Raw genomic sequence first — 16,614 nt, forward strand, 5'->3', positions numbered from 1 at the left:
GGAGGAGCGATGCGGTACTTGTTGCTGATCAGTGCCGATGAGGAGAGCGTGTCCTGGGAGGCGGCGGGAGGGAAAGTCGACAGCTTCACCGACTGGCTCGCTGACCTACGGCAGCGCGGCATTCTTCGCGCACACGAGGGACTGCACCCGAGCGTCACCGCGACCACCGTCAGCGTGCGCGGCGAGGAGGTGCTGCTGAGCGACGGCCCGTTCATCGAAGGCCGGGAGCAGATCGGCGGCTTCGCGCTCGTCGAATGCGTCGACCTCGACGAAGCGATCGACATCGCGGCCCGCCATCCTGCCGCCGCGATCGGGCACATCGAGATCAGGCCCGTTCTCCCCTCATGACGCCGCTGGCCGGACGGAAGGAATGGTCGGGTCTAGCCATCCTTTCGCTCCCCGTTCTGTTGCTGTCGATAGACCTCAGCGTGTTGTATCTGGCCATTCCGGACCTGACGCGAGATCTTGGCCCGACCAGCCAAGAGCAGCTATGGATCCTCGACGTCTATGGCTTCCTGGTCGCCGGCCTGCTCATCACGATGGGCACGCTGGGCGACCGGATCGGTCGGCGCCGGCTGCTGTTCATCGGCACCGCCATGTTCGGCGCCGCGTCACTGGTCGCGGCGACCGCCACCAGCCCGGAGGTCCTGATCGCCGCGAGAGCGGCACTGGGCGTCGCTGGCGCGACACTCGCACCCTCGACGCTGGCCCTCGTCACGACCATGTTCCAAAACCCCAAGCAGCGGGGCATGGCCATCGCGATCTGGTCGAGCTGCTTCGGTGGCGGAGCGGTGCTCGGTCCAACGATCGGCGGTGCGCTCCTATCCGTGTTCTGGTGGGGCTCGGTGTTTCTCCTTGCCGTGCCGGTCACCGTGCTGTTGCTCGTCGCCGGGCCGTTTCTCCTTCCTGAATATCGCAACGCCAACGCCGGCCGGTTGGACCTGCCCAGCGCCGGCCTGTCCATTGCCGCTGTCATCCCGTTCGTCTACGGCGTCAAGACCCTCACCCTTGGCGGTGGGGTCGCTGCCGCTCTTCTCGCATTGGTGGTTGGCGCGCTGTCAGGCATCCTGTTCGTCCATCGCCAGACGCGACTGCGGGATCCGCTGCTCGACCTGACGCTCTTCGCCACGCGCAGCTTCAGCTACATGCTGACCCTGAGCCTGCTGGTCGGCGCTGTCCAGGGCGGTAGCCTGCTGCTCATCAACGAGCACCTGCAGGTGGTCGTCGGTCTGAGCACATTGGCGACGGGTCTGTGCCTGGTGCCCGCCGGTGCGGCGATGATCGTCACAATGACGCTCAGTCCCGCGTTCGCGCGCCGTCTGCGGCCGGGCAACGTCATCGCTCTCGGGCTGCTTGTTTCCGCCGCCGGCTACGGCCTACTCACCCGAATACCCGCCGCGGGCGCGTCGGCACCGGCGGTTCTCGCGACCTGCCTGATCATGGCCGGAGTCGGCCCCGTCGTCGCACTCGGCTATGACCTCATGCTCCGGTCCGTTCCTGCGGAAAAGGCCGGATCCGCGGCCGCCACGGCGGAGACCGCGGGCCAGTTCGGCGTCGCTGCGGGAATCGCCGCCCTTGGCAGCATCGGCGCGGCTCTCTACCGAAGCCAGGTAGACCTTCCCGACAACCTGCCGGCCCGAGCGGCGGCCGCCGCGGACAGCGTCACCGCCGCTGCCGCCGTTTCCGCGAACCTCCCGGCCCCCATCGGCCGAGAACTGCTCGAGGCAGCCCGCCAAGCATCCACCTCCAGCTTTCAGCTCGTCGCTGCCCTCGCCGGCCTGCTCATCGCCGCTCTGGCGGTCCTTGCGGCCTGGTCGTTGCGGCACGTTCCTAGTTCCGCCGCCGCTGGCGACGGCGGCGTCCAGGCCGGTTTCGCCAGCGCGTCGCTCAACGAGCAGCCGGAGGGCGTCGGGCGAGGTCGAGATGAAGAGTGACGCGACCTGTCGAAGCGGAGCGTTTCCACTATAGTGGAGACCATGGATTCACGTCTCCAGCAACGTGCCGGCGCTCAGTTGGGTCCGGAAGCGATTGGAGCGCGCGTCGCCAGCATCATCACGCAGTATCTGGCCGACCTGCCGGGACGGCCCGTTTTCACTGCGTATCCCGCTGATCTGGCGACGGCGCTCGCTGTGGAGCCGGTGCCGATGGAGGGAGCACGCGTCGACGCCGTGCTCGCGGAGTTCCTGGAAAAGGTGGCGCCATACCCCTTCGGCAACGGGCATCCGCGTTTCGCCGCATGGGTCAACTCGCCGCCGCATCCGGTCGGGATCGCCGCCGAGGCGCTGGCCGCCGCGATGAACCCGAGCGTGGCCGGCGGCAACCACGCCGCGGTTCACGTCGAACACCAGGTGGTCCGCTGGTTCGCCGAGCTGGCCGGCTTCGGCGACCCGCCCGACGGGGTCGGCCTGCTTGTCAGCGGTGGCTCCGCGGCGACGTTGACCGCCTTTGCGGCAGCCCGCCACCGGGCGGCGGCCCGCGCCGGCATCGACGTGCGGGAGCAGGGCCTGCAGGGTCACTCCAGGCGTTTCCTGCTGTACGTGGGCGAGGACGGACACGGCTGTGCCCGCAAGGCCGCCGAAATGCTCGGGATCGGTTCGGCCCACGTCCGAACGATCGGCTCCGATGATGCTCACCGGATGCGGCCAGAGTTGCTGCGGGCACAGCTCGAGCGTGACCGTGCCGAGGGCGGCCTGCCGGTCGCGGTGATGGTGAGCGCCGGCACGACGGGCACGGGTGCTATCGATCCGATCGGCGCGATCGCCGATGTCTGCGCCGAGCACGGCGTGTGGCTTCACGTGGACGGCGCGTACGGCGGACCGGCCGTCCTGCTGCTCCAACGCTATGCCTACGAGCGCGCCGCGATATCGCGAGCCGACAGCCTCGCGCTGGACCCACACAAGTGGCTCTACGCACCGGTCGACGCCGGTCTGCTGCTGTTGCGTGACCGTCAAGGAGCCCGGGACACCTTCAGCCTGGTCCCGCCGTATCTACGCACGGACGACGACCCGCATGGTGTCGGCGGCCCGGTGTGGTTCAGCGAGTACGGATTCGACCAGACCCGTCCATTTCGCGCGCTCAAGCTGTGGTTCCTTCTCAAGCACTTCGGCGTCGCGGGGTATCGGGCTCACATCGAACATGACATAGCCGTCGCGGCACGGCTGGCGACCACTGTGGACGAGGCCCCCGATCTGGAACTGCTCGCCCACGGGTTGAGCGTGGTGTGCTTCCGTTGCCACCCGCCGGGACACCCGAGCGATGCGCTCGACGACCTCAACCGCGAGGTATTGCGAGCGGTTCAGTTGGGCGGTCGGGCCTTCCTCGCCGGCACCACGATCGACGGTGTGTTCGCCCTACGGGCGTGTGTGGTGAACTTCGGCACCACCGAATCGGACGTGGACGAGATGGTCGCCGACGTCCGCGAAACCCTGGCCCGGCACAGATGAGCCGCCCAGCCCATTTCTTCGATCTCGGTGGCACCCTGCTCGCGCTCGACGACCAAGGTGAGATCGGCTACGACACAGATGGCCGGGTGACCGTCTTGCCCGGCGTACCGCAAAAACTTGCCGCCCTGGTCGGATCGCCCGTGTTCGTGGTGACGAATCAGGCCGGCATCGCGGAGGGGACGCTGAGCCGAGAACGGTTTGACGACTTCTGCAGCCAGCTCACGACCGCCGTCCCCGGCGCGATCACCGCCGTAGCGTTATGCGCACACGCGCGCGACGCCGGGTGCTTCTGCCGCAAGCCGCGTCCCGGGCTCGTCCATCGACTGGCCGCCGCCCACGACCTGGACCTGTCCGCGTCGGTGCTGGTCGGCGACTCCGAAACGGACCGGCAACTGGCGTCCAACGCGGGCATCGGCGCCTTTCAGTGGGCGCACCGTGCTTTCGCCTGACCGGAGGGGGCCACACCCGGGCGCTTCCGTCAGGCTCGATCCCGAGCACTCCGCGTCGCGTCGGCGACGGGGGTCTGTCCGTCAGCGTTCAGGCCTGCGATGACACCGTCCACATCGGATGCTGGCCGGTTCTGACTGAGTTTGAACTTCGCCTCGATCCGGCTGATCGACAACTCCACACCGACAATGGCGCGCAGCTGTCCGTCGATGAAACCCCGAGGCGCGTCGTCCACCGACCATGGGTGGCTGCTGCGGCTCTCGTGTCTGTCGGTCAGCCTGCGCACGAGGGCTTCGAGCCAGTCCACGTCGTCGTGCACGACGAGCCGCCCGTAGACGTGGGCGGTCACGTAGTTCCAGGTCGGCACGACGCGGCCGTGGTCGTTCTTCGTGGCGTACCAGTTGGGTGTGATGTAGGCGTCCGGGCCGCGCACGATCACCATCGCCTCGCCAAGCGCGGGCCGACTCCATTGGTCGTTGTTGCGTGCCACATGGCCGACGAGCGAGCCACGATCCCCCGTCGAGGCGTCATACAACAGCGGGAGCAGGGTGGCGACCGGGCCGCGCTCTGTCGCGGTGACCAGGTCGCCAACCGTGATGCCGTCGAGTAGCTCGCTTACGGACGCGTCATCTCCCTGGAAATGGCCCGGGATATACATCGCGTCATTCTAGGCGCCCAATCTCCCGAAGTTGTCCGGCGCTGTGGGCGACGTTCGTCTCTGATGTAGCGACCACAACGAACGGAGAAACGTATGGACACCGTAACGTCGCGCGACGGCACGTCGATCGCCTACCAGCAGGCGGGAAGCGGACGGCCGCTCGTCCTCGTCACCGGGGCCTTCAACGACCACACAACGTGCGCCGAGCTCGCCGCCGAACTGTCCCCTGGCCGGACGGTCATCACCTACGACCGCCGCGGCCGCGGCGAAAGCGGGCACCGGATGCCCTACTCGATCGACCGCGAGGTCGACGATCTGGCAGCGCTCGTCGAACACGCCGGGGGATCCGCGGCGGTGTTCGGGTATTCGTCCGGCGCGCAGCTTGCCCTCAAGGCGGCCGCCGACGGGGTGGCCATCAGCCACCTCGTCATGTACGAGCCGCCGTTCGCGTTCGACACCGGCCAGTTCGGCCCGCCCGACCTCCACGAGCAAGTCGCGGACCTCGTCGCGCAAGGTCGACCAGGCGACGCCGTCGCCCTGTTCCAAACCGCCGGCGTCGGCATGCCAGCGGAGTTCGTGGCCCAGATCCGCCAGTCACCGATGTGGCCGGCACTCGAGGCGATGGCCCCGAGCCTGGTCTATGACGTGACCATCATGACCTCGTTGGCGAGCCCCACCCAGGCGATGGCGGATGTTTCCATGCCCGCACTCATCCTCAACGGCACCCAGACCTGGCCGAAACTCCAGCACGCGGCCAAAACCCTCGCCGAGGCCATGCCGGCCGCACGCTACGAAGAGGTGCCCGGGGGACAGAACCACGAGATCCCGCCCGAAGCCACCGCCGCGCTCGTCCGGGATTTCCTCGACGAGAACTGACCAGGGGCTACTGGGCGCGGGCCCGCGGGCGGGTCGACCGGATGGCCGGGCGGACCAACGAGTGCAGGTCTGCCCGGCCGCCCGGCACGAACGGGCCACCATCAGGAGCGATGTCGCACGGGGCCGGCCTGATCGGTCTGGCGGGCCGCAGCATCGTGTCGGCAGCCACGGTGTCGGCCGGCGCGTCACCGTCCGCGCCAGCCGCCGTCCGGGTGTCAAGGTCCGCGTGACATGTGAGGAGCCACCGGCAGGGTCGCCGGCCGCCGGCGGTGCGGCAACAGGTTCAGGCTTCCTCGCATGCTTGTTGGCGGCGGAGCAGGTAGGCGCGCTCGCCTTCGTTCTGCGTCTGAGTCAATGCCTGTCGGTATTGTTCCGCTGCCTCGCGCAGGCGACCCAATCGGCGGAGGAGATCGGCACGGACGGCCGGCACCAGCGGGTGCTCGTCTTGCCGGCGGGGCGTCGCCAGTTTGTCGAGTGAGTCGAGACCGGCCTGGTAGCCGTCACGCATGCCGACCGCTACAGCGCGGTTGAGCCACACCGTTGGTGTTGGCGTTAGGGCATAGAGGTCGTCGTAGAGGGCGACGATCTGCATCCAGTCGGTCTCGGCCGCGGTCGGTGCCGTCGCGTGGCAGGCCGCGATCAACGCCTGGAGCTGATAGGGCCCAACGCGTTCGAACTCCAGGGCGCGCTTGACTGCCGCGACTCCCTCCTCCACCATCGCCGCATCCCAAGCCGATCGGTCCTGGTCTTCCAAGGGAACAAGCACACCGTGCGCGTCGATGCGGGCCGGAGATCGAGCGTGCAGCAGAAGCAGTAGGGCGTACAAGCCGATGCTTTCCGGATTGTCATGCATGAGATCGGCGACCATCCGCGAAAACTTCACCGCGTTGCCGCAAAGGTCGTATCTGATCAGGTCAGGCCCCGACGCCGCGGCGTAACCTTCGTTGAAAAGCAGGTAGATAACGGCCAGAACAGCGTTGGTCCGAGCTGGCAAGGCGCGCGCCGGAGGCACTTGATACGCGATGCCGGCCGCCGCGATTTTCTCTTTCGTGCGGGAGATGCGCCTGGCCATGGTCGATTCGCTGACGAAGAAGGTGCGAGCGATCTCCGCAGTGGTCAGGCCACACAGGGTCCGCAAGCTCAAGCAGACCTGTGCCTCAAGGCCCAGCGATGGGTGGCAGCACGTGTAGATCAATCGGAGTCGATCGTCGGGAATTCCCGTGGTGATCTTGTCGTAATCTACTTCGTCTTCCTGTCCCTCGGTAACGACGAGCATGCGTAGCTTGTTGCTTCCCACCCGCTCGCGACGGATGTGATCAACAGCGCGGTTGCGAGCCGTCGTCGCCAGCCACGCGCGGCGGCGCTCGGGCGGACCGTCGGCCCGCCAGCTGGACAGCGCCTGCGCGAACGCTTCCTGGGCACAGTCTTCGGCCAGGTCCCAATCGTTGGTCAGCCGGATGAGCATCGCGACCAGCCAGCTCCAGTCTTCCCGGAAAGCCGCGGCCACGACCCGCTCGACATCGCTTGTCATCGAACCAGGATCGGGTGGATCTCCACCGGCCCGATCGCGGCCATGGGACGACCTACGGCGACCAACAAGAGATATCGCACCGTGTCTCGTCTCCTGATTTCGCGGCGGGACGCTCCATCGCGATTGAGCGGTCGATCCGACGGCTCACACACATCCTATCGTCATGCGAAGCGGTTAGGCGACGGCGCGGGCTGTTCGCTAGCCGTCCTGCGTGGACATACTCTCGCTCAAGCCGCGTACGAACGGAAGCGCAGGTCTCATCGTGACAGAGCAGTCCGACGCCGAGTACGGTGCGCAGCCGGCCATCGACACCAGCGTGCCGCATTCTGCCCGCATCTGGAACTACTGGCTGGGCGGCAAGGACAACTTCGCCGCGGACCGGGCCGCGGGCGACCAGTACCGCGCCACCTTCCCCGGCGTCGTCGACCTGGCCCGGGCGTCGCGCGCGTTTCTCAAGCGCAGCGTGCGTTACCTCGCCGGCGAGGCCGGGGTGCGGCAGTTCCTCGACATCGGGACCGGACTGCCCACATTCGACAACACCCACGAGGTCGCCCAGCGCGTCGCACCGGATGCCCGGGTGGTCTACGTCGACAACGACCCGCTGGTGCTGGTCCACGCCCGCGCGCTGCTGGTCGGCACCCCAGAGGGTCGCACAGCCTACATCGACGCGGATCTGCACGACCCCGACGGGATCCTCGCCGAAGCCGCTAAGACACTCGATCTCTCCGCGCCGGTCGCGATCGTCCTCAGCGGGGTCCTCGGCCACGTCCCTGACACCGAAGCGGCGCACGACATCGTCAAGCGGCTGCTCGACGCCGTGCCCTCGGGCAGCTATCTGGCCATCAACGACGGCACCAGCGATGACGCGGTCGCCGAGGCGGACAAGGCAGCCGAGGAATACGCCGAGACCGGAGCGGTGCCCTACAACAACCGCAGGCCCGCGGAGATCGCCCGCTTTTTCGCCGGCCTCGAGCTGGTCGAGCCCGGCGTGGTGTCGGTGCCACTCTGGCGCCCGGACCCCGGCGACGACGTCCGCGAGCTCGGCGCGTTCGGCGGCGTGGGCCGCAAGCTCTAGGTGGCGGTCGCTGGCCACGAAACGCCGACCGTTATCGTCCGCGCACCCTCCAAAGACGGGCCGGGGAGCGTGTTAAGAGGCATGGTGGCGCAGGACTCGTTCCGTGACTACGTCGCGGCGCGGCTGGTGAGCTTGTCCCGTGCCGCTTTTCTGCTGACCGGCGACCGGCATCTGGCCGAAGACCTGGTGCAGCAGGCGCTGATCCAGGTGGCCAGCCGGTGGGAGAAGATCTCCGCCGGCGGCGACCCCGACCCGTACGTGCGGCGGGTGCTCTACACCCAGCACGTCTCGTGGTGGCGCCGGCACCGGCTGATCGACCGGCCGCACGCCGTCCCGCCCGACGTGGTGGTCGCCGACCGGGCCCACGACACCGACACCGAGCTGACCGTGCGGCAGGCGCTGCGCCGGCTGACCCCCAAGCAGCGCGCGGTGCTGGTGCTGCGCTACTTCGAAGACCTGACCGAGGCGCAGACGGCCGAGGTGCTCGGCCTGTCCGTCGGCACGGTGAAGAGCAACACCCGCGACGCGCTGGCCCGGCTGCGGGCCGTGGCGCCGGAGCTGGAAGACCTGCGGGAGGCGCGATGACCGGGCGGCTGCTCAAGGACCTCGCCGACGAGATGCCGCCGGCCCGGCTGCCCGACGATTTGTGGGCGGCCGGGCGGCGCCGGCGGCAGCGGCGCCGGCTGTCCTACGCGGTGACCGCGGTCGTCGTGCTGGTCCTGGCCGTGGCTCTGCCCGATCTGGTGGCGCACCGCCGAGCCGCCGAGGTGCCCGCTGACCGACCCGGCGCGGTGCCGTCCCGGGTCGAGATCCCGCACCTGTGGCAGGCCAAGGTCGGGCAATGGCCGGCCGGAGCGGGCGGACAAGCAGCGCTGGTCTTCTCCACCAGCAAGACCCGCTACTTCGAGGGCACCGGGGTCGCGGTAGGCGTCGACGGCAGCTACCGGCTGATCTACCGGGAGATCGGCGAAGACGCCGGGCTGCTCACCCCGGACGGGCGCTACTACGTACGCGGCGGGCTGCGACTGCTCGACCTGACCACCGGCGAGGAGCGGCAGCTCTCCGGCGAGCCGATCTGGGGCGTCCCCCTCGCCTGGTCACCAGACGGCTCCGAGCTGCTGATCGGGGTGTCCAACGACGACGGTGTCATCACCTACGGCGACGACAACGTCCCCGACAACGATCCGGAGAAGCCCGACGACCTGGTGGCGGTCGACATGCGTACCGGCGCGCGCCGGCTGGTGGCGGTCGGCCGGTTCAACTCCTACACCGCGGCCGCGTGGTCGCCGGACGGCACCCGGATCGCCGTCGACGGCCCGGTCGGTCGCGGTGACACCGGCCGGCGGATCTCGGTGATGGACGCCCACACCGGTGCGCCGGTGTGGACCCGCGACGTGCCGCAGACCCTCGGGCTGGCCGGACGGGGGGCCTGGAGTCCGGACGGCCGCCGGCTCGCCCTGTTCGCCTTCGACGGCTGCGTCAACATCTGCGACCCGAGTGGGTACGACGCCCGGCGCTGGCGTGTCGAGCAGGCCGATCCGGCGACCGGGGAACTGGTCGGCGCGCCGCTGCCGCTGGCCGCCACGCCGGAAACCGCCGTCGGCTGGCGCGACGGGCGCGACCTGGTGTTCACCTATTCGCCGAACGACTCCGCGGATCCACAGGTGACGCTGGTCGCGCTGCGGCCGGACGGCACCCTCGACACGCTCGTCGACACCCCGGTCGGGGTGTCCGGCCTGGAGATCCCGGAGAACCTGCTGCGGGCCGGTGCCTTCGGCGGGCCGGCGGCGCACCCGTCGATGTGGGCCGCGCCGGCGTGGGCCTACCTGCTCGCCGCCGTACCGGTGCTGCTGCTGCTCTGGATCGTCCGCGGGGTGGTCCGCCGGGCCCGCCGCCGCCGTCGAAAGAGGGAACGTGCCTAGTCGTTGACGCAGCGCAAGACCGGCTTTGGCGTCAGGGCCGTCGGGTCGAGTGGCCGGTCGAGACGATCGGGAAAGATGGTCAGGTCGCGGACGAAGGTACGCGCGCTGACAATGAGAGCGTGCCGCTGACCGACGTCTCGACGTCGGCGCGCCCGCCCCGCGCCGCCAGGGTGAGCAGCCGGTCGGCGTAGGCCCGACGCGGCCCGTGCCACATCGGTTTGCGCCGGCCGGCACCGTCGACGGCCGACCAGGAGGTCACCGGCCAGCAGTCGCCTCGCGCAGGGTCGACCACGCGGGTGGAGCCTGGTAGCCGTTAACCGGTTGCTGGGAAGCTCTTCGATGGCTGCACGGCGGGTTCGATTCGCTGGGTGACCGTTGCAACGATTCGCGGGCCTGGTGCGCCTAATGTCGCGGATCGATGGGGTGGGAGGCGTTCGTGCCGGTGGAGATTGTGCCTCCTCGAAGTGAGGTGTTCGACGCGGTGTATGTGGTGCACTATCCGCCGCTGGTGCGTCTGGCCTATGTGACCACCGGCAGCATGCCGGCCGCGGAAGACATCGTGCAGGACGCGTTCGTCGAGTGGCTGCGCCGCTACGACGACGTCGAGTCGCCGGTGCCCTACCTGCGCAGGGCGGTCGTCTCGCGGTGCACCTCGTGGATCCGGCGTCGCGTGGTCGAGCGCCGCCACGCCCTGCTGATCGGCCATCCGCCCGCGGAGCCGTCCGTCGTCGCCAGTCCCGACCGGGATGCGGTGGCGGTGCGGTCGGCGCTGGCCCGGATCAGCCCGCGGCAACGGTCGGCGGTGTTCCTGCGCTTCTACCTGGATCTGTCGGTACCGGAGATCGGGGAAGCCCTCGACTGCCCGTCCGGCACCGTCAAATCTCTGCTGCACCGGGCTATGGCCGTGCTGCACCGGCACCTGGGGGACTTCGATGACGCCTGAACCCGTCGCGTCGCTGCTGCGCGAGCACTTCGACGTGATTCCCGTGGCGCCGGGACCCACCGCCGCCGAACTGCGCGCCCGCGCCGCGGCGCCGGAGCCCGCGTCGGGACGGCGCCGGCCCCCACCGTGGCGCTCGGCGCTGCTGGCCGTCGCCGCGGCCGCCGCCGCCGTCGTCGCGGTGCTGGCCGTCGCCGTACTGCCCGGCCTCGGCGACCACGGCTCCACCGGGGCCGCGGGCCCCCGCGTCGACGATGGGGTGACCCTCCCGCGCAAGCTCCCGGGGCTCTCGTTCCTGACCGCGAAGGTCTCGCAGGCGCCGCCCGGGCGAGCGATCGCCGTCTTCCGGCAGGGCGCGTGGGGGACCAGATGGGGCACCACCCAGGTGATCGTGCTCGGCGTCGACGGCCGCACCTACCGCCGGTTGGACGTCGCCGAGGAACGCGGCAACTGGGCCGCCGACGGCGAGTGGAGCGCCGCTCCGGTCCTGCTGGCGCCGGACGGGTTGTCGGCGGCGGTCGCTGACCCGACCCGGGTGACCTCGACCATCGACGTCGTCGACCTCACTACCGGCCAGTCGCACCCCTACCGGCTGGACCCGCCGGCGGCAGTCAGTCCGCTGGCCTGGTCGCCAACGGGACGGTCCCTGATCTACGCGGTTCTGGACGGGCCCAGCGAAGACGGGCAGGGGCCGGCCGGGCTGGCCGTGCTGGACATCGACAGCGGCCGCAGTCGCCGGGTGAGCGAGTCGCTGCCGGACGGGGTCGGCTCCGCGGCACCCACGGCCGGCAGCAAGGTGATCGTCGCCGGCGACCCGCCGGGGTGCCCGATGCGCGTGTTCGACCTCACCGACGGGGATGGGCCGCGGGACCTTCCCGCCGGGAGCGACTGCGCCGGCGGCGCGCGCGTGGTGCCCGCGCCCGCGGACGGCACCGACCCGGGTGGGGCGCGGGAGGACAGGGTCGTCGTAGAGGAGCAGAACGAGCGCCTGCGGAAGACCGCGCGGCTGCTCGACATCGCCGACCCGGATGCCGCCTTGCCCGAACCAGTCGACATCGGGTCCGAGAATTGGCTGGTGGGTTGGCGACCGGGCGGAATGCTGGTCACCACGTCCGACGGGTTCGTGGAGATACCGACGGACGGAGCACCGCAGCGGGTGCTCACCCGCTTCTCCGAATCGGGCTCCGGCAGCGTCTACGACTGGCAGGTGGCGGCGAACCTGGTGCCCGACGCCGTCGTGTCCCGCACCGGGGTCGACCGGGGCCCCTGGCCCTGGTGGTGGCGGATCACCCTGTCCAGCGTGCTCGTGTCGGTCTTTCTCGTCTGGCTCATCGCCCGTCGCCGGCGGTCCCGACGCGCAGTCGTAGACGCGTCGAGGATGCCGGACTGACCTCGACCGCCCGTCGCTACTGGTCCGGGATCAGCATCTGCGCGAGGACCAGGCGCCGGTCCAACCAGGACGCCCAGATCTGCCACGGGGCCGCACGCGGCTCCCGCGCCCGCAACGGCTTGGTCAATGCCTTCTCGGGAAGCACCGCCGGCTCGTCCGGGCGTGTCCACCACTCCAGCTCGCGCCGGATGGGGGAGCTACCGACGTCCTGGAGACCGCCCCCGCCACCCAGCAGGAGCTCGGCCGGCATCGCGATGGCGAGTTCGAGGGCCTTCCACGGCGCGGCCTTGACCGTCCTCTTCAGCAGCGGCAAGTCCCGGGCCAGCAGTTCCGGCTGGCCGGGCTGGCGCAGTCGCCAGCCGTGCCGGGACAGCGCGTTGCGGGGCGGAACCCGCTCGATCGCACCGATCTGCCGGCCCGCGGCGTCGACGACGACGTAACGCCACCATCCGGTCGCGTCGACCGCGTCGGTGAACGTGCGGCAGATCAGCTCCTCGCAGCCCTCGTCGGCGAAGAACGCGTCTCGTACGCCTGACCCGTATGCCGGGTGTTTTCGTTTCTGTAGCTGGGACTCGTGCAGGTGATAGCCGTAGGGGACCCGGTCGTCGTCCGCACCACCAGCGGGCACCGTGAGGATCGTGTTCGGCTGTCGCATCGCGGCCCGCTTCGACCACGGCAGCGTCTTGTCGCGGTCGACGAGAACGAGGAAGAGTTTCTCCGCCGCCTGTCGGGCCGCTCCTTCGATCACAGAAAGCATCCTGGCACGGGCGTCCGAGCCATCGGCCCGGCCGCTCAATATTCGGGCACGTCAACCTGTGCCGAGCGGGTCAGGGCCATAATCGGTCAGGTGTGGACACCCACGCGCGGCGGCCGCGCCATCACCGCGATGCTCCTTCCAGCCCTCGGCCTGGCGGCCCTCGCCGGTTGTTCCGCCGGCCCGGAGGGCACCGTCGGGGTCGATGACACCCAGGAGCGGGCGATGGAGTACGCCCGCGGCCAGGCGGAAGTGGCCGACGACGCGATCCGGCAGGCCCACGTCCGGCTGGCCGACGACTATCGGCGGGCGGCCGGCCAGGTCGACGGCGTCGAGGTGCTCAGCGTCGAGGGCGAGGCCAGCGACGCCGGGCCCGGCGTCACGCTGGTCATCCGCCTGCACGGCGTGGCCGCACAGGTCAACAGCCGGGGCGAGATGGCCGGCAAGCTGGACCTTCCCGTCTGCTTCCGGCTCACCTACGGGCCCGGGACGTCGCCCGCCCCGCCCGGCGAGGTGGCTTGCCCCACCATCGCGTCGCCCGGTCCAACCGGCTAGCGCGCGGCTGACCGCCTCGCCGCTGCTGGTCGGTGCCGAGGCCCGCGGGATACTGGGTGACCACGCCAACGCGTAGCCGCCCGACTCAGGCGCGGCAGCGGCGGTCCTCGCCGACCTGACCGCGGGCTGCTTCACGGCGGAATCCGTGGCCCGGACCGAACTCGGCCGGCACGGCGGCGGCAGCCCCGTTGCCCACTCATCCTGGCGCGCAAGCGGCGCGGCTAGTGTTCCGCGGCCGGGCCGGCGAGGGAGGCGCGGACGTGGCGGCGGGCGTCGTGGACGCGTGACTTCACCGTGCCGACCGGGATGCTGAGGTGGCCGGCGATCTCCTCGTAGCTCAGCTGGCACAGGTCACGCAGCACCAGCGGCGCGACCAGTTCTGGGCGGTGGGCCTCGAGGCGTTCCAGTGCGTCCAGCAGGTCGAGCCGCGACCCCGCGATCACGCTCGTCGTGCGCGGGTCGGCGGCGTCGATCGGCAGCAGCGCCGTCGGTTGCTCGCCGTCCCGGCGCTTCAGGCTGCGGTAGGTCTGGCGGGCGCAGTTGGCCGTGACGACGTAGAGCCAGGTGGAGAACCTCGACCGGCCGGCGAAGCCGTCGATGTTGCGGGCCACCTGCAGCAGCGCGTCCTGGCAGGCCTCCTCGGCGTCCTGCCGGCAGGGCAGGAAGCGCAGGCACTGCCGCAACACCTGCGGGCCGATCCGGCTGAGCAGCGCGTCGAGCGCGGCCGCGTCGCCCGTGGCCGCGCGGGCGGCGAGGTCTTCGATGTGGTGATCGTCCGCCATCCGCGTGCCCCGTTTCTTCGCGTTGGGTGCCCCATAATACGGGCGTGTCAGTGCCGGAAATGATCGGTCGATATCGCATCGTGCGGCGTATCGGGTCTGGAGCGTTCGCAACGGTGTGGCTCGGCGCTGACGAGGCGCTGGACGCCCAGGTGGCGATCAAGGTGCTGGCCGACAACTGGTCCTACCACTCCGATCTGCGCACGGTTCGAGCAGGAAGCGCGGATCATGCGCCGGGCCGATTCCGCGCTGCTGGTGCGGGTGCTCGACGTCGGTGAGTTGCCCGACGGGCGGCCCTACCTGGTGATGCCCTTCATCGCCGGTGGCGCCCTCGCGGAGCGGCTCGCCGCCGGGCCGCTGCCGGTGCGTGATGCCCTGCACATCGCGGCCGACATCGCCCGCGCCATCGCGGCGCTGCACGAAGCCGGTGTGCTGCACCGCGACCTCAAACCGTCCAATGTGCTCTTCGCGCCAGCGCCAGCACCCGCGCCCGCGTTCGGCCGGGACCGGGTTCTCGTCGCCGACCTCGGCCTGGCCAAGGCGCTCGCGAACGCCTCCGGCTTCACGATCGCCGCCGGCACGCCCGGCTACATGCCGCCCGAACAGGCCACCCCGGGCGGTGGTCTGGACACCCGCGCCGATGTGTACGCGATCGGCGCCACCCTCTTCCACATGCTGACCGGCCGCCCGCCGGAGCCGGTCTGGTCGAGTTCCAGCCGTGCGCGCCGCCCTTCCCAGGTGCGGTCCGAGCTTCCGTCCATGGTGGACGATGTGGTGAGCCGGGCGCTGCAACCCGACCCGCGGCAACGCTGGGACTCCGCCGCGGCCATGGTCGCCGAGTTGGAGCGGCTCGCCGCGGCGCTGGAACGCGAGTCCAGCCGCGGCCGGGTGCTGCGGTGGTTGGGTCGCACAGTCGGCGCCGTGATCTCGATCGCCGCGGTGCTGGCGACCACGAGTGCCAGCGCCACGCTGCCGGCCCGGTTCGGGTGGGTACGCGTACACGATGCCAGCGGTGACCTGTCCGTCGCGGTCCCACCGGCCTGGGCCGGCCAACTGAAGGACGACGGCTGGAACCCGTCCGTGCTACGCCTTCCGGCCGGCCATGCGCCCGGGCTGGTGGCCGCGCCCGACCTGGGTGTCTGGCCCGATCCGGCCAGCGCGATGCCCGGCGTGTTCGTGGGTGCGAGCAACGCCCTGCTTGCCGGAAACCCGGCGTTGCCCAGCCACCCGTCCTGCGTCGCCGCGCCCGACCGCACCGTCGAGGTGGCCGGCAGCCCGGCGCGGGTGACCCGATGGACGTCCTGCGGTGCCGCCGTCTCGTTCAGCGAGGTGGTGTTCGCTGTGCCGCACCGTGGTTTCGGGGTCTACGTGCAGATCAAGCAGGTCGGCGAATCCGACCTGACCGACGAGATCCTGGCCGGCCTGCGGTTGTCCGCCTCGTTGACACCGCAGGCGGCCGGCGACGGCTACTCGTAGCAGTCCTGGTGTACGTGCTGAAGGGTCAGGCTGGCGACTTTGTCGTTGGCCACCACGATGCGGTAGGTGGCCAGGTCGCTCACCTTCGCGTAGCCGCGGCCGTTGTTCGAGCCGTTTTCGATGGACTTCCAGTTCGGATAGGCCCGCCGCATGTCCGCGCCGGACGTGCCGATGTGTACCCCCTTGGGGGTGTTCAGGCCACGCCAGCCGAAGATGGCGATGGGCCGTACGTCTTCGAGAGGTAGACGCGTCCCTGGCCCTTCGGCGCGTTACGCAGGAACGCGTAGACGCACCCGTCCTGGCGGAAGTCGGTGACCAGCCCGGTCGCCTCGGCCTGCTGCTCGGTCATGCCGATCTTCAGCGCACCGTAGCCATCCGGACCCAGCACGAGCGGTGCGTCGGCAGCCTCCGTGGAAGGCGGGGTGGACGGCGTGACCGGCGGCGGTGTCGTCTCGGTGGTGGGCGCCGGGGTCGGCGCGGCGGAGGTGGCGGCCGGCGTGCCGGCCGGTGCCGCCTCGCCGCTCTTGTGCTCGACCGGTGTGCACGCCCCTGCCAACAGCAGACAGACGAGGCCCCCGACCAACGGCATTAGCGGAGCACCCACGGTCCACATGAGAGGCAGGGGCGGATCATCTGATCTCCGGGCGGCCCTCCTTGCCGGGTGGTGGGGGCTAGCCCCGGTGTCGGGTTGCGGGTTTTCCGGCTGGTGCGCACATCGACGCTCTTCGTACGGTCGTCGCACGGTCGCTTTCCCGAGAAGGAGCCTGG

Annotated in this window: 20 protein-coding genes; 13 read left to right on the forward strand and 7 right to left on the reverse strand. The window is 70.2% G+C overall.

Annotated features, from left to right (window positions below; all coding sequences use genetic code 11):
• Positions 1–9: 9 nt before the first annotated feature.
• From AB0J74_RS15560 to AB0J74_RS15575, 4 genes are read left to right on the forward strand one after another with little or no spacing between them, the layout of a single operon-like run.
• A complete protein-coding gene (locus tag AB0J74_RS15560; RefSeq protein WP_363448427.1) occupies positions 10–348 on the forward strand; it encodes a YciI family protein in 339 nt (112 codons plus the stop codon).
• Positions 345–1,934, forward strand: coding sequence for an MFS transporter (locus tag AB0J74_RS15565; protein ID WP_363448428.1), 1,590 nt, complete (start codon positions 345–347; stop codon positions 1,932–1,934). Before AB0J74_RS15560 ends, AB0J74_RS15565 begins: the two co-directional genes overlap by 4 nt.
• A gap of 42 nt (positions 1,935–1,976) precedes the next feature.
• A complete protein-coding gene (locus AB0J74_RS15570) occupies positions 1,977–3,443 on the forward strand; it encodes a pyridoxal-dependent decarboxylase (protein WP_363448429.1) in 1,467 nt (488 codons plus the stop codon).
• Positions 3,440–3,892: an HAD-IIIA family hydrolase gene (locus AB0J74_RS15575; RefSeq protein WP_363448430.1), complete on the forward strand. Its 453-nt coding sequence runs from the start codon at positions 3,440–3,442 to the stop codon at positions 3,890–3,892. Before AB0J74_RS15570 ends, AB0J74_RS15575 begins: the two co-directional genes overlap by 4 nt.
• A gap of 29 nt (positions 3,893–3,921) precedes the next feature.
• Here AB0J74_RS15575 and AB0J74_RS15580 read toward each other — a convergent pair whose 3' ends face one another.
• Positions 3,922–4,548, reverse strand: coding sequence for an FMN-binding negative transcriptional regulator (locus tag AB0J74_RS15580; RefSeq protein ID WP_363448431.1), 627 nt, complete (start codon positions 4,546–4,548; stop codon positions 3,922–3,924).
• 93 nt (positions 4,549–4,641) lie between these two features.
• On the opposite strand from AB0J74_RS15580, the gene AB0J74_RS15585 reads away from it, so the two are divergent.
• Positions 4,642–5,424, forward strand: coding sequence for an alpha/beta hydrolase (locus AB0J74_RS15585; protein WP_363448432.1), 783 nt, complete (start codon positions 4,642–4,644; stop codon positions 5,422–5,424).
• Between the two features lie 283 nt (positions 5,425–5,707).
• On the opposite strand, the gene AB0J74_RS15590 is transcribed toward AB0J74_RS15585, so the two are convergent.
• Positions 5,708–6,955 (reverse strand): sigma-70 family RNA polymerase sigma factor, encoded by a 1,248-nt coding sequence (locus AB0J74_RS15590; RefSeq protein WP_363448433.1) that lies wholly within the window; start codon positions 6,953–6,955, stop codon positions 5,708–5,710.
• Positions 6,956–7,217: 262 nt separating this feature from the next.
• Here AB0J74_RS15590 and AB0J74_RS15595 point away from each other — a divergent pair, with 262 nt between their 5' ends.
• The 3 genes from AB0J74_RS15595 (at position 7,218) to AB0J74_RS15605 (ending at position 9,952) form a co-directional block, all read left to right on the forward strand.
• The gene (locus AB0J74_RS15595; RefSeq protein WP_363448434.1) at positions 7,218–8,030 is read left to right on the forward strand and encodes an SAM-dependent methyltransferase; all 813 of its coding nucleotides are present in this window, start codon (positions 7,218–7,220) and stop codon (positions 8,028–8,030) included.
• 81 nt (positions 8,031–8,111) lie between these two features.
• A complete protein-coding gene (locus AB0J74_RS15600) occupies positions 8,112–8,615 on the forward strand; it encodes a SigE family RNA polymerase sigma factor (protein ID WP_363448435.1) in 504 nt (167 codons plus the stop codon).
• Positions 8,612–9,952 carry a WD40 repeat domain-containing protein gene (locus AB0J74_RS15605; protein ID WP_363448436.1) on the forward strand — a complete coding sequence of 447 codons (1,341 nt, stop codon included), beginning with the start codon at positions 8,612–8,614 and terminating at the stop codon, positions 9,950–9,952. Before AB0J74_RS15600 ends, AB0J74_RS15605 begins: the two co-directional genes overlap by 4 nt.
• Before the next feature lie 79 nt (positions 9,953–10,031).
• On the opposite strand, the gene AB0J74_RS15610 is transcribed toward AB0J74_RS15605, so the two are convergent.
• Complete coding sequence (locus AB0J74_RS15610; RefSeq protein ID WP_363448437.1) at positions 10,032–10,244, reverse strand: hypothetical protein; 213 nt, start codon at positions 10,242–10,244, stop codon at positions 10,032–10,034.
• Between the two features lie 144 nt (positions 10,245–10,388).
• Between AB0J74_RS15610 and AB0J74_RS15615 the strand changes: the two genes are divergently transcribed.
• Both AB0J74_RS15615 and AB0J74_RS15620 read left to right on the forward strand, forming a co-directional pair.
• On the forward strand, positions 10,389–10,895 hold the full coding sequence (locus AB0J74_RS15615) for a sigma-70 family RNA polymerase sigma factor (protein WP_363448438.1): 507 nt from the start codon (positions 10,389–10,391) through the stop codon (positions 10,893–10,895).
• Positions 10,885–12,282: a hypothetical protein gene (locus tag AB0J74_RS15620; RefSeq protein WP_363448439.1), complete on the forward strand. Its 1,398-nt coding sequence runs from the start codon at positions 10,885–10,887 to the stop codon at positions 12,280–12,282. Before AB0J74_RS15615 ends, AB0J74_RS15620 begins: the two co-directional genes overlap by 11 nt.
• A 16-nt stretch (positions 12,283–12,298) precedes the next feature.
• Here the strand turns inward: AB0J74_RS15620 and AB0J74_RS15625 are convergent, their stop codons facing one another.
• Complete coding sequence (locus tag AB0J74_RS15625; RefSeq protein ID WP_363448440.1) at positions 12,299–13,030, reverse strand: hypothetical protein; 732 nt, start codon at positions 13,028–13,030, stop codon at positions 12,299–12,301.
• Between the two features lie 99 nt (positions 13,031–13,129).
• Between AB0J74_RS15625 and AB0J74_RS15630 the strand changes: the two genes are divergently transcribed.
• Positions 13,130–13,591: a hypothetical protein gene (locus AB0J74_RS15630; RefSeq protein ID WP_363448441.1), complete on the forward strand. Its 462-nt coding sequence runs from the start codon at positions 13,130–13,132 to the stop codon at positions 13,589–13,591.
• A gap of 221 nt (positions 13,592–13,812) precedes the next feature.
• Here the strand turns inward: AB0J74_RS15630 and AB0J74_RS15635 are convergent, their stop codons facing one another.
• Positions 13,813–14,373: an RNA polymerase sigma factor gene (locus AB0J74_RS15635; protein ID WP_363448442.1), complete on the reverse strand. Its 561-nt coding sequence runs from the start codon at positions 14,371–14,373 to the stop codon at positions 13,813–13,815.
• Between the two features lie 44 nt (positions 14,374–14,417).
• Here AB0J74_RS15635 and AB0J74_RS15640 point away from each other — a divergent pair, with 44 nt between their 5' ends.
• Positions 14,418–14,648, forward strand: a complete 231-nt coding sequence (locus AB0J74_RS15640) for a hypothetical protein (protein ID WP_363448443.1) — start codon at positions 14,418–14,420, stop codon at positions 14,646–14,648.
• On the forward strand, positions 14,599–15,846 hold the full coding sequence (locus AB0J74_RS15645) for a serine/threonine-protein kinase (protein ID WP_363448444.1): 1,248 nt from the start codon (positions 14,599–14,601) through the stop codon (positions 15,844–15,846). The genes AB0J74_RS15640 and AB0J74_RS15645 overlap by 50 nt, the downstream gene beginning before the upstream one ends.
• Here the strand turns inward: AB0J74_RS15645 and AB0J74_RS15650 are convergent.
• Positions 15,837–15,998 carry a hypothetical protein gene (locus AB0J74_RS15650; protein WP_363448445.1) on the reverse strand — a complete coding sequence of 54 codons (162 nt, stop codon included), beginning with the start codon at positions 15,996–15,998 and terminating at the stop codon, positions 15,837–15,839. The genes AB0J74_RS15645 and AB0J74_RS15650 overlap by 10 nt on opposite strands.
• Before the next feature lie 41 nt (positions 15,999–16,039).
• On the reverse strand, positions 16,040–16,435 hold the full coding sequence (locus tag AB0J74_RS15655; RefSeq protein WP_363448446.1) for a hypothetical protein: 396 nt from the start codon (positions 16,433–16,435) through the stop codon (positions 16,040–16,042).
• Positions 16,436–16,614: the final 179 nt, after the last annotated feature.

This window comes from Asanoa sp. NPDC049573, from assembly GCF_040676615.1.
Taxonomy (GTDB): domain Bacteria; phylum Actinomycetota; class Actinomycetes; order Mycobacteriales; family Micromonosporaceae; genus Asanoa.